This window comes from Cytobacillus spongiae (assembly GCF_021390075.1).
On sequence record NZ_CP089998.1, the window covers coordinates 449,463 to 463,114 of the forward strand.

General features: G+C 44.7%; 15 protein-coding genes. All 15 read right to left on the reverse strand.

The genetic code is table 11. The annotated features are described in order from the left end of the window. Positions 1 to 32: 32 nt before the first annotated feature. Positions 33 to 1,109 carry a phosphotransferase family protein gene (locus LS684_RS22760; protein WP_233811989.1) on the reverse strand — a complete coding sequence of 359 codons (1,077 nt, stop codon included), beginning with the start codon at positions 1,107 to 1,109 and terminating at the stop codon, positions 33 to 35. A gap of 34 nt (positions 1,110 to 1,143) precedes the next feature. Further along, positions 1,144 to 1,542 carry an acyl-CoA thioesterase gene (locus LS684_RS22765; RefSeq protein ID WP_233811990.1) on the reverse strand — a complete coding sequence of 133 codons (399 nt, stop codon included), beginning with the start codon at positions 1,540 to 1,542 and terminating at the stop codon, positions 1,144 to 1,146. A gap of 77 nt (positions 1,543 to 1,619) precedes the next feature. Then, complete coding sequence (locus tag LS684_RS22770) at positions 1,620 to 2,186, reverse strand: TetR/AcrR family transcriptional regulator (protein WP_169214990.1); 567 nt, start codon at positions 2,184 to 2,186, stop codon at positions 1,620 to 1,622. Between the two features lie 192 nt (positions 2,187 to 2,378). Further along, a complete protein-coding gene (locus tag LS684_RS22775; protein WP_233811991.1) occupies positions 2,379 to 3,608 on the reverse strand; it encodes an acyl-CoA dehydrogenase family protein in 1,230 nt (409 codons plus the stop codon). Between the two features lie 36 nt (positions 3,609 to 3,644). Then, positions 3,645 to 4,418 carry an SDR family oxidoreductase gene (locus LS684_RS22780; RefSeq protein ID WP_233811992.1) on the reverse strand — a complete coding sequence of 258 codons (774 nt, stop codon included), beginning with the start codon at positions 4,416 to 4,418 and terminating at the stop codon, positions 3,645 to 3,647. Positions 4,419 to 4,747: 329 nt separating this feature from the next. Continuing rightward, on the reverse strand, positions 4,748 to 6,133 hold the full coding sequence (locus LS684_RS22785) for an L-cystine transporter (protein WP_169214993.1): 1,386 nt from the start codon (positions 6,131 to 6,133) through the stop codon (positions 4,748 to 4,750). A gap of 121 nt (positions 6,134 to 6,254) precedes the next feature. Further along, a complete protein-coding gene (gene thiE, locus LS684_RS22790) occupies positions 6,255 to 6,896 on the reverse strand; it encodes a thiamine phosphate synthase (protein ID WP_233811993.1) in 642 nt (213 codons plus the stop codon). Next, entirely contained in the window at positions 6,893 to 7,702 is an 810-nt protein-coding gene (thiD, locus tag LS684_RS22795; RefSeq protein ID WP_233811994.1) for a bifunctional hydroxymethylpyrimidine kinase/phosphomethylpyrimidine kinase, read from the reverse strand. The genes thiE and thiD overlap by 4 nt, the downstream gene beginning before the upstream one ends. Before the next feature lie 14 nt (positions 7,703 to 7,716). Further along, the gene (locus LS684_RS22800; RefSeq protein WP_267930449.1) at positions 7,717 to 8,739 is read right to left on the reverse strand and encodes a thiazole biosynthesis adenylyltransferase ThiF; all 1,023 of its coding nucleotides are present in this window, start codon (positions 8,737 to 8,739) and stop codon (positions 7,717 to 7,719) included. Next, positions 8,736 to 9,500 carry a thiazole synthase gene (locus tag LS684_RS22805; protein WP_233811995.1) on the reverse strand — a complete coding sequence of 255 codons (765 nt, stop codon included), beginning with the start codon at positions 9,498 to 9,500 and terminating at the stop codon, positions 8,736 to 8,738. The genes LS684_RS22800 and LS684_RS22805 overlap by 4 nt, the downstream gene beginning before the upstream one ends. 1 nt (position 9,501) lies before the next feature. Further along, positions 9,502 to 9,705: a sulfur carrier protein ThiS gene (gene thiS, locus LS684_RS22810; protein ID WP_225003287.1), complete on the reverse strand. Its 204-nt coding sequence runs from the start codon at positions 9,703 to 9,705 to the stop codon at positions 9,502 to 9,504. A gap of 5 nt (positions 9,706 to 9,710) precedes the next feature. Further along, complete coding sequence (thiO, locus tag LS684_RS22815; protein WP_233811996.1) at positions 9,711 to 10,808, reverse strand: glycine oxidase ThiO; 1,098 nt, start codon at positions 10,806 to 10,808, stop codon at positions 9,711 to 9,713. Continuing rightward, the gene (locus LS684_RS22820; RefSeq protein ID WP_233811997.1) at positions 10,792 to 11,433 is read right to left on the reverse strand and encodes a thiamine phosphate synthase; all 642 of its coding nucleotides are present in this window, start codon (positions 11,431 to 11,433) and stop codon (positions 10,792 to 10,794) included. Before LS684_RS22820 ends, thiO begins: the two co-directional genes overlap by 17 nt. Continuing rightward, positions 11,423 to 12,217, reverse strand: a complete 795-nt coding sequence (locus LS684_RS22825; protein WP_233811998.1) for an energy-coupling factor transporter transmembrane component T family protein — start codon at positions 12,215 to 12,217, stop codon at positions 11,423 to 11,425. Before LS684_RS22825 ends, LS684_RS22820 begins: the two co-directional genes overlap by 11 nt. Beyond that, positions 12,214 to 13,641: an ABC transporter ATP-binding protein gene (locus tag LS684_RS22830; protein ID WP_169215002.1), complete on the reverse strand. Its 1,428-nt coding sequence runs from the start codon at positions 13,639 to 13,641 to the stop codon at positions 12,214 to 12,216. Before LS684_RS22830 ends, LS684_RS22825 begins: the two co-directional genes overlap by 4 nt. Positions 13,642 to 13,652: the final 11 nt, after the last annotated feature.

Consider the following 13,652-nt stretch of genomic DNA (forward strand, 5'->3'; position numbering starts at 1 on the left):
AATAGATACCTTAAAATGATCCGTTTTTAAATCTATCCAAGACGATTTAATGCAGCCTCGTTCCCCAGGATGATCAAGGATTTCGCGAATCGGTCAAAATCCTTAAAGCGGGGATCTTTTGTTTGGCCCATTTTATACCGGTAGTAAATCTGCTGGACGATAACGGCGAGCTTAAAATAGGCAAAGGATAAATAGAAATGAATGTGATCCACATCCCTTCCACTCTTTCTGGCATATTCTTCGATAAATTGTGCTCTGCTGTAGAAGCCCTCCATCACCGTTACAGGAGGCTTACCAATTCCGAATTTCAATAATTCAGGGTCATCATATTGGATCCAGTATCCCATGGCCACCCCCAAATCTGCCAGGGGATCTCCTACAGTTGCCATCTCCCAGTCAAATAGACCCACCATGGACTTCAGGTCAGAAGAGAACATGGCATTGTTCAATTTATAGTCGTAATGGATGATAGTGGCTTCAGCATTGCTCGGTACATTCTTCATCAGCCATTGTGTCAGTTGACCAACCTCAAGGATTTCGCTGGTCTTCGCACGTTCGTACCTCCTAACCCACCCATGCACTTGCCTTTCCATAAAATGGTCAGGCCTGCTGATTTCATGAAGACCTGTCAGACGTGGATCGATGGAATGAAGTTCAACCAGTTTAGAAACCATCTCCTCTGAGATTCTCTTGCATACATCGGGTGTGACATGAAGGTGTGGAGGAAATGAAGTATCAAATACTTCACCCTTTTTCCGTTCCATGATAAAGAATGGAGTGCCCACAATACTTTCTTCATCTGAGAATACGTACGGCTCGGGTGTAACACCGAATAAAGGTTGGATTTCCGACAGGATACGATATTCCCTTTTCATATCATGGGCCTTTGGCGCGATGGGTCCTAAAGGAGGACGCCTCAGAACCCCTTCCCAATCACCCATTTTTAATAGATACGTAAGATTGGAGTGCCCGGCAGAAAATTGCTGAATCAAAAGCTCTTCTTGCATCAGTTCAGGAAAATGTTCATCCAGGAACTTTTTTATATTCGACCTATCCAATTCTTCTCCCTTTCGTACCGATACTGTTTCATACGCTGCTTGATCAGTCATTTAACCCCTCCAAAATTAAGAATATTCAGTTTTTTTACGGACACAGATGTTCGGTTAACTGCGCCTTTAACAGTTCAGGAATCATTAGGCTTTGCTGCTGAAGAAAATCGAAATAAACCATTACCGCACTTCCCCTGGCAATCAGTTGATCCGTTTTCCCACACAAAATATCATGCTCTAACTGAAAGCTCTTTGAACCGATTTTTGACAGGCAGGTGGTGACCTTCAACTCTTGATTAAAATAACCTTGAGAAACAAAGTCACATTTGGTTGAAGCCAAAATAAACCGCCAGTCCGTCGTGTCCAGTTCGAATCCCAAGGCTTCAAAAAATTTAATTCTTGCTTCTTCCAAGTATATAAAATAGGTTATATTGTTGATATGACCTAATGCATCTGTTTCGCAAAATCGACTCGTTACCGTGATGCTTTCCATTATTTATTCCCTTCTCCCTTCGTAAAGACCAACCATTCAGTATGCTAGGAAGGGGAGGTCTGAACTCCTCTTCCCTTTTAGCCCTCTTCAATTCCTCTTAAAATCATTTCGACGAAAGTCCCTGCAATTTCCCTTCCAGATTTCGAACCATCAGGTTTATACCATTGGTAGCTCCAGTTCATCATCCCGAGTATTCCGAATGTCACAATCGACACGTCAAAGTCCTTACGAAAGTCTCCTTTCCTTTTACCATCATCAAGAAGAGCTTCGATATTATATCGATACATATCCCGCTTTGGCTCAATTATTTCCAGGCTTTCCTGACTCAGATGCCTGATTTCCCTGAAGAAAACTTTGGCGCTGCTCCCTTGTTCCTTAATGTCCACTATGGAAAGATGGACGATGTCAAAAAGCTTTTCTCTGTAGCTTTTACCGTCATCTTTAAGTATACTTTCCTGTTTTGACAACAATTCATTTATATAGCGGATGTGAATTTCACGTAAAAGCTCTTCTTTACTCGAGTAATAGTAATAAAATGTTCCCTTTGTTACCCCGATTGATTCTACTATGTCCTGAATGGAAGTAACGGTAAAACCTTTTTCATCAAATAAACGTATAGCATGATCTGTCAGTTTCTCTTTCATAAATAGTCCTCTCAATCTGTTAAACGATCACATGGATGATATCACATTCCTGTTTTTGTTTTGAAAGGGTCACCACCATTTACATACAGCATGCAACGGTAATAAAAAGATTCCCTATGGACACCATTCTTTTCATCCGATTCCATCGGTGATGATGTTCACCCTCCTTTTAGCGTTATCTGCCCTCACTCTTTAGCTCACCACGGCAGAATCTTTATCATATTTTAGAAGTTCCAATTTGGCCAATTGTGCCCTGTGCACCTCATCGGGTCCATCGGCAAGACGTAATGTACGGGCATTTGCCCATTGTGCCGCCAGTGTAGAATCTTCTGAAACCCCGGCTGCCCCAAATGCCTGAATTGCCCTGTCAATCACTCGCAATGCCATGGATGGAGCCACCACCTTAATCATGGCGATTTCCTGTTTTGCAGCTTTATTACCCACTGTGTCCATCATATGAGCCGCTTTCATCGTCAGAAGACGCGCCTGCTCGATTTCAATCCTCGAATCCGCAATCCATTCTTGTACAACGCCTTGTCCAGCCAGTGGTTTCCCAAATGCTTCACGCGTCCGAACGCGCTTACATAATTCTTCCAGGGCTCGCTCTGCTGCACCTATTAAACGCATGCAATGATGAATCCGTCCCGGACCAAGCCTTCCCTGAGCAATGGCGAACCCTTTTCCTTCTGCCCAGATCATATTCTCAAGAGGAACCCTGACATTCGTAAAAGTGATCTCTCCGTGGCCATGGGGGGCATGGTCGTATCCGAAAACCGGAAGCATTCGTTCTATTTTCACTCCCTGTGTATTCAAAGGGACGATGATCATGGATTGTTGTTCATGCCGAATTGCTGTAGGATCGGTTTTCCCCATTAAAATGGTAAAGCTGCATCGTGGGTCCCCGGCCCCGGAAGACCACCATTTCTTCGCATTTATGACATATTCATCACCATCCCTTATAATACTTGCTTTAATATTCGTCGCATCGGATGAGGCAATGTCAGGCTCTGTCATAGAGAAACAAGATCGGATCTCACCTTGAAGGAGGGGGCGAAGATAATGCTCTTTTTGGCTTGGTGTCCCGTAACGTTCCAGCACTTCCATATTACCTGTGTCAGGTGCGCTGCAATTAAAGATTTCAGGCCCGATCAGGGATCTGCCCATTATTTCGCAGAGAGGTGCATATTCAATATTCTTCAGTCCGGCTCCATATTCGCTTTCAGGGAGGAATAGATTCCATAAACCTTGTTTCCTTGCTGTTGCCTTTAACTCTTCCATGATTGCAGGAACGGCACTCCATCTGTTTTCCTGTTGATTTAATTGCTGTTCATAAACAGCTTCACTCGGATATACGTATTCTTGCATGAACCGTGACAGTTTATTTTGATATTCTTGTACTTTGGGAGAATGGGAGAAATCCATTAAATCCTTCCTTTCCGGTTTTCATACATTCAGGATTCACTTGGCTGATGAGCCGCCGTCAACGACTAGAACTGCACCAGTGACAAAGTCAGATGCGTTGGATGAAAGAAACAGGGCAGCTCCTTTGAGGTCATTTTCGTTACCGAAGCGGTTTAGCGGAGTTCCGTCCAAAATGGCTTCACCTGCCTGGGACAGGACACCTTTGGACATTTTGGTCGGGAAGAATCCCGGGGCTATGGCATTTACATGGATCCCCCGTGATCCCCATTTGACCGCCAAATCTTTCGTGAAATGTATGACAGCCGCTTTACTGGTACTGTAACCGATGGCATCCATATAGCGGGGGTCTGTCCCTTGTAGACCGGCTACGGATGCAATATTAATGATTTTCCCTGCTCCTTGTTCGATCATGAGTTTCCCGACTGTCTGAGACATGAGGAAGGTGCCGTTCACGTTCACATTCATGACTTTCTGCCAAGCTTCATAGGGCATCTCCTCTGCCGGCGCACCCCAGGAAGCACCGCTGTTATTCACTAAAATATCTATTCTTCCAAACTTCTTTTTGGTTTCATCTACAACATGCTGTACGTCTTCGGGATTGGTGACATCGCACCTCATCGCAAGTGAACGGACGCCCATCCCTTCTAATACTTTTTTCACGATTTCACACGCTTCCACATTTCTGGAACATAGAACAACGGTTGCCCCTGCTTCAGCAAATCCCGTAGCGATCTGTTTTCCCAACCCCCTTCCTCCACCTGTGACGAGGGCCACCTTTCCTGAAAGATCGAATAATTCCTTTACATGCATGATTCAGCCTCCTTATTCTTACAGAAATTCCATTCACATACCCAAGATACTAACCGGTTGGTATGTACACTATCATCGTAAATAATATAGTCAGAATTTTCAATTATAATGACTTGAAATCATCCTTTATTGTTACGTTATTCAGGTAGTGATCCCTACAGGACAAAAATTCGAATCACCTTATAAGCATAGTCAAATGCAAAGAAGCTACCAGACGCCATTTCCTGGTAGCTTCTCGTACGTACTGATATCTTTATTTATCTCCAGGGTTCGCCCTGGCACCATTCTAGTAGTGCACTTATCCTGTTTCACCTTTGGGAAGCGTCTCTTTATGCTTCTGCTTCAACCATTTCTTTGTTATACGTTTCTGTGTCCAAGTCTCCCGTCACCTTACTTGTTATGATTCCTGATGTCATTGCACCACTTACGTTTACCGCTGTTCGCCCCATATCGATTAATGGTTCAACAGAAATCAATAGACCCGCAAGTGCCACCGGAAGATCCATTGCAGAAAGTACCAGGATCGCAGCGAAAGTTGCTCCTCCCCCGACTCCGGCAACACCAAAGGAACTGATGGCCACAATGATGATAAGGGTAAAAATAAAGGAAGGTGTCAACGGATTGATACCTACCGTTGGAGCGATCATCACGGCAAGCATGGCAGGGTATACACCTGCACAGCCGTTCTGACCGATGGATAACCCGAATGATCCTGAAAAGTTGGCTATTCCTTCTGAAACACCAAGCTGATTCTTTTGTGTTTGAATGTTGAGAGGTAAAGTTCCTGCGCTGGATCTTGACGTAAAAGCAAATGCCAATACCGGTAATACTTTTTTCATATATGTCACAGGATTTAATCCTGCAAGTGTCAGCATCATTAAATGGATGGCAAACATTATCAGCAAGGCAACATACGAAGCACCTACAAATTCACCCAGCTTCATAATGGCATCAAAATTGCTCAATGCCACCGTTTTAGCCATAATGGCTAATACACCGTATGGAGTAAGTCTCAACACCATCGTCACGATCCTCATAATGACAGCATAGAGTGATTCGACCATTTTTTTGAAGAAAGCAGCTGCTTCCGGTTCCTTGCGCTGGACCCCAAGGTATGCTATTCCGATGAATGCTGAGAAAATCACAACGGCAATGGTTGAGGTTGCTCTTTGGCCCGTGAAATCGAAGAATGGATTAGCAGGTAAAAGCTCCAGAATTTTTTGCGGATAACTTTGACCTTCCAGCGCAGTCGCTCTCTCCTCTAATTGCGCACCCCTTGCCGCTTCTGCATCTCCTTGATCGATCTGAATGGCTTCGAGATCAAAAGCAACTGTGGTGCCAATACCTACAGCTGCAGCTACTGCAGTGGTTCCTACCAGCAATCCAATAATCAGAATGGAAATCTTCCCTAAGTTATGAGAGCGCTTTAATTTAGTGAAAGCTGATAGAATAGAGATAAATACCAAAGGCATTACAATCATTTGCAGCAGTTTGATGTAGCCGGTCCCAACGATATTGAACCACTCAATGGATTGGGTCAGATTTTCATCTGCTGCCTCATATACCCACTGGAGGCCAAAGCCAAATAATATCCCAAGTCCAAGTGCCGTAAACACCCGTTTGGAAAACGAAAACTTTTTCTTTTGCATATAAAGTAAAACACCAATGAGAACAAGAAACACCAAAATAGTTAACAATACAAACCAAACATTCATTCTTACCCCTCCCTCTTATCTTTGATGATGATACAAGTCAGACCGAGGTCTACTGTATAGGTATGATGGGAGAGGGAGAGATATGTTTCCGTAATGGATTATTTTTGCCATTGGACAACACTCACGACTCAAGCAGGGTATCACGGACTGCACGCGCCAACATTCCCGTCCGGCAAGGGTTCCTTGAAATGGCGGAAATGACCGCAACCCCGTCCGCACCTGCCTTCAACACCTGAGAGGCATTTTTTTCATGTATTCCACCGATCCCGACCAGGGGAATGCCAATGCCCCCGGCCCTTATAGACTGGATGACTCCCGGACCCCGAACCTTTCTGCAATCCTGCTTTGTATCCGTAGGAAACATGGGACCCACCCCAAGATAATCTGCACCAGATTCCATAGCCAATCCGGCTTCTTTCCTATTATGGCACGAAACCCCGAGCAGCTTGCCCCCGATTTTCCGGCGCACACCTTCAATAGGTGCATCCTCCTGTCCGATATGTACGCCATCTGCATCGATAAACAGTGCCAGCTCTACGTCGTCATTCACGATGAATGGGACACTGTATTTCCGGCACATATGCTGCAGCTCAATGGCAAGTTTCACTCTCGCATGTCCTTTTAACCCTTTCGTTCCTTTTTCCCGGAACTGAAACATCGTAATGCCTCCTACAATGGCTTCTTCCAACACCAGGACGGGATGCTTCAAACAATTTTGGCTCCCCATTATAAAATATAACTCCAGGCTTTCGCGGAGATTCATATCTTCATTCCAGCCTGATAAGCCCAATGATTCGTGGGACCATGATGAGTTCCGATACCCAAAGTGTCGCTGATTGCTGCTGTTATAAAATGTTTTGCCGTTTGAACCGATTCATGGACCGTAAGACCCTTCGCCAATTGGGCTGTGATCACTGCAGAAAAGGTGCAGCCTGTACCATGTGTATGAGGTGTGGAGACCCTGGGGCTTGTATACGTATAAAACCTCTTCCCGTCAAAGAGTATGTCCGTTGCCAGATAAGATTCGGCTCCCGATTGGTGACCGCCTTTGATGACCACATGTTTTGCCCCCATATGGAATAATGCTTCTGCTGCTTTCATACAATCACCATCATTCTGGATGTCCATGCCTGTAAGTGCCTCAGCCTCTGGAATATTTGGGGTTATCACATAGGCAAGTGGAAGCAGTAAATGCTTAAGTGCATATACTGCTTCTTCTTCCAGCAACGGAGCTCCACCTTTTGCCACCATTACGGGATCCACCACCAGAATATCCCAGGAGTGTGAATGGAGAAACGCGGCTGTTTCCGAAATGATATCCCCATTCACCAACATACCTGTCTTGACCGCTTGTGGCGTCAAATCTTCTGCAATGGAGTTCAATTGCTCTATGACCGTCTCCGGTGATAACGGATACACACTTTGTACTCCTTTTGTATTTTGCGCCGTAACCGCGGTCACAGCAGACATGCCATACACCTTCATTTCCTGAAACGTTTTAAGATCCGCTTGAATACCTGCTCCTCCCCCGCTATCTGACCCAGCGATCGTCAATGCTTTTTGAATCATTTTTCCGCCTCCAATCAACCTAAGTAACGATGATAAATCGATTTTGCTTCCTTCATATCTTTGGTGCCGTGAATGAGGGTCCGCCCATCCTTGAAGAGAACCATCCGAAATGGCGGGACTTGAATGGAAACCAGGTAGGGAGTGACATCCGCCTGGACGCCTTTACTTTTTAGAGATTCTGCAATAGTACGAAGATTCACCTCCAGTGGTGATGATGGTCTTATTTGAACAGAATCCCTGCCGCAAAGAACAGCCGTTTTCGTTTGATTTTCATACTTTAGAAAAGGATAAATCCGTTGTTCTCCACATGAAGCACACTCTTCTCTTTTTAGCTTCCTTACATCCATTTCCGTATGTTCATTTCTCCAAAGATCGAAGGAGAGTAGTTTTTGACTCAATGCATCAAAATCTTCCACTAACAGTTTCAATGCTTCTGTTGTCTGGTATGAAGCTACCATGGAGACGGCAGGACTGATGATCCCGGCTGTATCGCACGTAAGTCCACCTATGGGAACCCTTTCGATTAAACACTGTAGACACGGGGTAATTCCCGGGATAATGGTGAATGAAACTCCGTAACTTCCTACACAGGCACCATAAATCCAGGGAATTCCATATTTTTGAGACACGTCATTGATCATCATCCTGGTATCAAAATTATCCGTAGCGTCCATGATAAGATCCACACCTTGGACAAGCCTGATCAGCTCTTCCGGCATGATGTCCATGATGTGACCTTCGATATCAACAGCCGAATTAATCTCCCGCAACCTCTTTTCTGCTGCTACAGTTTTTGGGAGACGTTCTTTTGCATCATCTTCATTGTAGAGTTGCTGGCGCTGTAGATTGCTCCATTCCACATAATCACGGTCTACAATGGTCAGCTTCCCGATTCCTGCACGCACAAGGGCTTCGGCATTACTTGTTCCAAGTGCGCCGGCACCTATGATTAACACATGTTTTTCCTTTATTCTTTTCTGACCTCTTGATCCAATAGGACTGAACAACATTTGCCTTGAATATCTATCCTCACTCAAACACTCATCCCCTCTGAAGGGCTGCTGCCTGTTGCATATCGTTTCTTCGGGATTCTCCCCGCTTCAAAACCGAACCTGCCCGCCTCAATCGCAAGCCTCATGGCATGAGCCATTTTGACCGGGTCGACAGCAGAAGATACGGCCGTATTAAGTAATACGGCATCTGCACCGAGTTCCATAGCGAGAGCTGCATCTGCAGGAGAACCAATCCCGGCATCAATAATGACAGGGACCTTTGCCTGTTCAATGATAAAGCTTAAATTGACTGGATTAATGATCCCTTGCCCGGACCCTATCGGGGATGCACCCGGCATGATGGCATGGGCCCCCAACTCTTCCAACCTTTTTGCAAGAACCACGTCATCAGAAGTATAAGGAAGAACCGTAAACCCTTCTTTTATTAATTCTTCTGTCGCTTTCAATGTTTCAACCGGATCGGGGAGCAGTGTTTTATTGCACCCGATCACTTCCACTTTAATCATGTCACATAGCCCTGAAGCCCTCGCTAATTGAGCATGCCTGACAGCTTCCTGTGCTGTTTTTGCTCCTGCAGTATTCGGTAATAATGAGTAGTTTTCAAGGTTCAGTTTTTCCAGGAAATTAGGCTGACCCGGTTCAAATATATTCATGCGCCTGACTGTAAACGTAAGTATTTCAGCTCCTGAAGCCTCTACTGCTTTCTTCTGGATATCAAAATCAGGATATTTACCTGTTCCTAATAATAGTCTTGAATGAAAGGTATACTTACCGATTTTCAACATCTTAACCGCCTCCTACAAATTGGACAAGTTCAATCGTATCCCCGTTTTTTACTTCTGCTGTTTCATGATGACCTTTTTCAAGAATGATTCCATTCTGTTCAACGATTATCAACCGATTTACACATTTAAGATGGTGGATTAAATCAGCGATGGTCCTTATTGTTTCTGGAACCGTCACCAATTGACCATTTAAGCGCAATTCCACTGTCTTCACCCCCTCCTATACTCTGCCAGTGGATAGGGAATGTCCTTTTCAATCATGGCTGCTACCAATTCACCTGTGATCGGGGCAAGAAGAATCCCATTCCGGTAATGTCCCGTGGCAACGGACAGGCCATCCCATTCCTCACTTCTCCCAATGAAAGGCATTCCCCCTTCAGTTTGAGGTCGTATACCTGACCAGGCTTTTTCCCATTCTGCATAGGATAAATCGGGCAGTATCCCTGTCGCAAGCTTCATGAGATGCATTAATCCATCTATGGAAATGGTTTCGTCGAAAGTATGTGATTTCTCTGTTGCACCGATTAAAAGCCTGCCTCCCATCTTCGGAACAATATAACAGTCCTCTGTGAATATGGTACGTTTCACCATTCTGGGTGAAGCTTTAACAGAAAAACATTCTCCTTTAACTGGATAAGATTGAAAAGGAACATTTAGCTTAGTCAGCAGGGACTGACTCCAGGCGCCCCCCGCAATGACCGTTTCCTTTGCGCTAAAAGGACCTGCGGAGGTCTGAACACCCTCTATCCTGTTGCCTTTTATAATAAAATCATGAACGTTCGTAAATTCTTTTATTTCCGCACCCAATCTAACCGCCGCAAATCCCAACCCCTGCACAATCATCGGAGCTGATATATTTCCATCCTTCGGGATCCATAGACCTCCTGTCATGTCCTTGGATAAATGAGGTTCATAGAAAGACAGACTGCCAGGGGATAACCACTCAAGCCCTTCTTCTTTTTCTGCAATGGATGTAAGCTCCAGTAAACCCTTCGCGTCTTCCTCTGTCTTCGCCAATTTAATCATCCCGTTTTCTACATATTGAATATCGATCCCTGTTAATTCTTTTAGCTCCTCAGCTAATCCTGGGTACATATCCCGACTCGCCTTTGCCAACTTGTATAGAGGGCTTCCGCCGTGTAATTCTGTCTGGACGCCAAGCATTCCTGCGGCGGCCTGAGATGCTTTTCCCCCGAGCTGATTCCTCTCAAGAAGGAGGACACTCCTTCCTCTTTTACATAACTGATAAGCGATGGAGCAGCCAATCACTCCTCCCCCCACAATCAGTACGTCATATGTCTTTACCATACCAGTTCACCTCCTTACGCAGTTCTTTATCATAAGAGCTGGCTGCCTTTACGGGATCCCCTGCAAGAAAAATTCCTGATAAGACCGCGATCCCCCTTGCTCCTGTCTGCATGACTTCCGCGACTCTCTCAGGTGTGATGCCACCGATCGCAATAGTGGGTACAGGTACGGACTGAACCACTCTCTTGAATCTTGCCAATCCAATACCCGCTTTCCCAGGTTTCGAAGAAGTCGCATACACATTCCCGCAAAGCAAAAAATCAGTTCCACCTGTAAATGCCTCCACTGCTTCTCCTTCAGAATGAACAGACGACCCCAATCTTAGTGAGGGAAAGGCATTCTTCACTAAATGGATGTGGGCACTTTGATGGCCAAGCTGGACTCCTCCTGCGTTCTTCATAAGGGCTATGTCCGCACGGTCATTGATATGGATTTTCTCCAAAGGGATCCCTTCTTTCTCAAGCTTTTCAACGGCCACTATTATCTGTTTACTTGTCCATCGTTTTTCACGCAGGTGAAACAGGTCTACAAATGGGGAAATGTGTTTCGAGATCTCCACGAACTCTTCCATTGATTGTTTCCCAGTGGATATGACATGAAGTTGTCCTTTGGATTCACCTCTCATGACGAACATCTCCCACGGGAAAAATGGGCAGGTGGATGGAAGCATAAAGGCTGACCAATATGATGAGGAGAATGCTGCCAACAAAGTATCCATCATATCTTGAAAACCCCACTCGATAGTAGTAAGATCGTTCCCCTTCCCCTTTAAATCCCTTCGTTTCCATCGCCACGGCGATCCGGTGTGCCTTTCTGATGCTTTGGGCCAGGAGCGGGATCATGTAGCATTTCATTTTGTAGATCAGATTTCGACTTTCATCTATCCCCCTGACTTTCATGGCATTGCGGATCGTGACGATTTCCTCTGCCATTATGGGGATGAGCCTGAAAGCAGCCATAAAGCTATAGGCGTACTTAGGCTTTATTTTCATCTGCTGCATAAGTGAATAAAAGAGAAGCACAGGCTTTGTCGTTATCACAAATAATAAGCCCAATACAGCAAATACAAAGGCTCTGACCCCGACATGAATCCCACGGTAAAAGCTTTCTTCCGTTACCTGTATCAATCCCCACTTCAGCCATATCGTCTCCCCTTTACCGAAAAGGATCATCGATGAAGAAGTGGAAAGAAAAACAAACAGAAATGGCAGGATCATAAGTATCATGATCCTTCTAGGAAGCCCTGAGAAGAACCAGAGCATGAAAGAAATAAGCAGGGTCAAATAAACCAGCCAGTTGAGGTGATGAACAAATAGAATGAAAAGAAACACTCCGCTCAAGGCCAATAACTTGAAGCTTGGATTTAAGTGATGCAGCCATGTATCCTTATAGTTGATTTCTAGATTCATAGTGCTTTTCTCCTAACAACTTCATTATCAAGATCTTGAACAAGCTTTCCTTTCTCAATCACCCATTTTCTTGTTGCATAGTGGTCCATAATCATCTGATCGTGCGTTACCATTAGAATGGTATATCCTTCTTTTTGGTATACCTGGAGCATGTCAAGGAGGGCGAATGTATTGCTGGCATCCTGACCGAAAGTTGGCTCATCCAACAATAAAATTCCTTTGTCCATGACGATGGATGCTGCGACGCTTAATCTCCGCTTTTGGCCCATGGATAAATGATAGGGATGGTGAAATTTATAAGATAAGAGCTTGAATCGTTTCAGAAGTCTGTGAACCTTTCTCTTGACAGTTTCTTCCTCCATCCCCTGTAATCGATAGGTATACGCCACCTCTTCAAAAACAGAGTTTGTGACGAACTGAAATTCAGGGTTCTGGAATACAAACGCACAATCTGGAGGCAAATCCCTTCCCCCTACCTGTATTCCATCCACTTCATAAGTTCCGGTCGTTCGAATAAAATGCATGAGACTATGCAGGAATGTTGACTTGCCTGCGCCGTTCTCCCCCTTGATGGCAATCCAGTCCCCAACATGGATTGTCGCTTTTGGGATATGTATTTTCACTTCTTTTTTCACATATCCCCTGAAGTCTTCCAAGTTTAATTTTATAGGTCCCGGAACCTTTAGCACCGAAGGGGGGCGGGATGACAAGTGGTCCTCCCACGCTTCGGGATACCAAACCCCGAGCTCCTTCAATGTGTCCCTGTATTTGGATAAAATGTTTTCCTTGGATCCATCCGCCAGGATATTCCCATGTTCATTGAACAGGATGATGCGATCAATGATTTCCAATACGTGATCCAGCTTGTGCTCAATGATAAGCAGTGTCTTATCCTGACATGTTTCCTTGACGATATCCCAAATGGATTTCGTACTTTCCACGTCTAACATCGAAGTGGGCTCATCTAGGAACAGAGTATCAGGCTCAAGGGCCAATACTGAGGCTATGGCCAATTTCTGCTTCATTCCTCCAGAGAGTGTGGAGATTTTCGTATGTGGATCTTGTAGCTTTAACTTTACGCTATCCAACAGCAAATCAATCTTCCCCGGCATTTCTTCACGGGGAACTTGTACATTTTCTAAAACAAAGGCGAGTTCCTCATCTGCATAAGGCATGCAAAATTGAGAGTCTGGATCTTGAAATACAAATCCCCATGAATCCGGATGTTCAATGGAAGAGCATTTCATCGGGACATCAACTGCTTGTGGGATTATTCCTGCCAATACATGAAGAAAGGTTGATTTCCCTGATCCAGATGGTCCTAAAAGCAAAACTTTTTCTCCACTGCGAATAGCCAAATCTAAATCGTTAAACAACAATTTTTCTGATTTTGGGAATTTCAAGCGCAAATTTTCCACATGCATTACATCATCTC

Coding starts and splice junctions, on each gene's coding strand:
- LS684_RS22760 (WP_233811989.1), bottom strand. CDS start 1,109: ATGACTGATCAAGCAGCGTATGAAACAGTATCGGTACGAAAGGGAGAA.
- LS684_RS22825 (WP_233811998.1), bottom strand. CDS start 12,217: ATGAATCTAGAAATCAACTATAAGGATACATGGCTGCATCACTTAAAT.
- LS684_RS22775 (WP_233811991.1), bottom strand. CDS start 3,608: ATGGATTTCTCCCATTCTCCCAAAGTACAAGAATATCAAAATAAACTG.
- LS684_RS22830 (WP_169215002.1), bottom strand. CDS start 13,641: ATGCATGTGGAAAATTTGCGCTTGAAATTCCCAAAATCAGAAAAATTG.
- thiO (WP_233811996.1), bottom strand. CDS start 10,808: ATGGTAAAGACATATGACGTACTGATTGTGGGGGGAGGAGTGATTGGC.
- LS684_RS22765 (WP_233811990.1), bottom strand. CDS start 1,542: ATGGAAAGCATCACGGTAACGAGTCGATTTTGCGAAACAGATGCATTA.
- thiE (WP_233811993.1), bottom strand. CDS start 6,896: ATGAATCTCCGCGAAAGCCTGGAGTTATATTTTATAATGGGGAGCCAA.
- LS684_RS22820 (WP_233811997.1), bottom strand. CDS start 11,433: ATGAGAGGTGAATCCAAAGGACAACTTCATGTCATATCCACTGGGAAA.
- LS684_RS22780 (WP_233811992.1), bottom strand. CDS start 4,418: ATGCATGTAAAGGAATTATTCGATCTTTCAGGAAAGGTGGCCCTCGTC.
- LS684_RS22770 (WP_169214990.1), bottom strand. CDS start 2,186: ATGAAAGAGAAACTGACAGATCATGCTATACGTTTATTTGATGAAAAA.
- LS684_RS22785 (WP_169214993.1), bottom strand. CDS start 6,133: ATGAATGTTTGGTTTGTATTGTTAACTATTTTGGTGTTTCTTGTTCTC.
- LS684_RS22805 (WP_233811995.1), bottom strand. CDS start 9,500: ATGTTGAAAATCGGTAAGTATACCTTTCATTCAAGACTATTATTAGGA.
- thiD (WP_233811994.1), bottom strand. CDS start 7,702: ATGATTCAAAAAGCATTGACGATCGCTGGGTCAGATAGCGGGGGAGGA.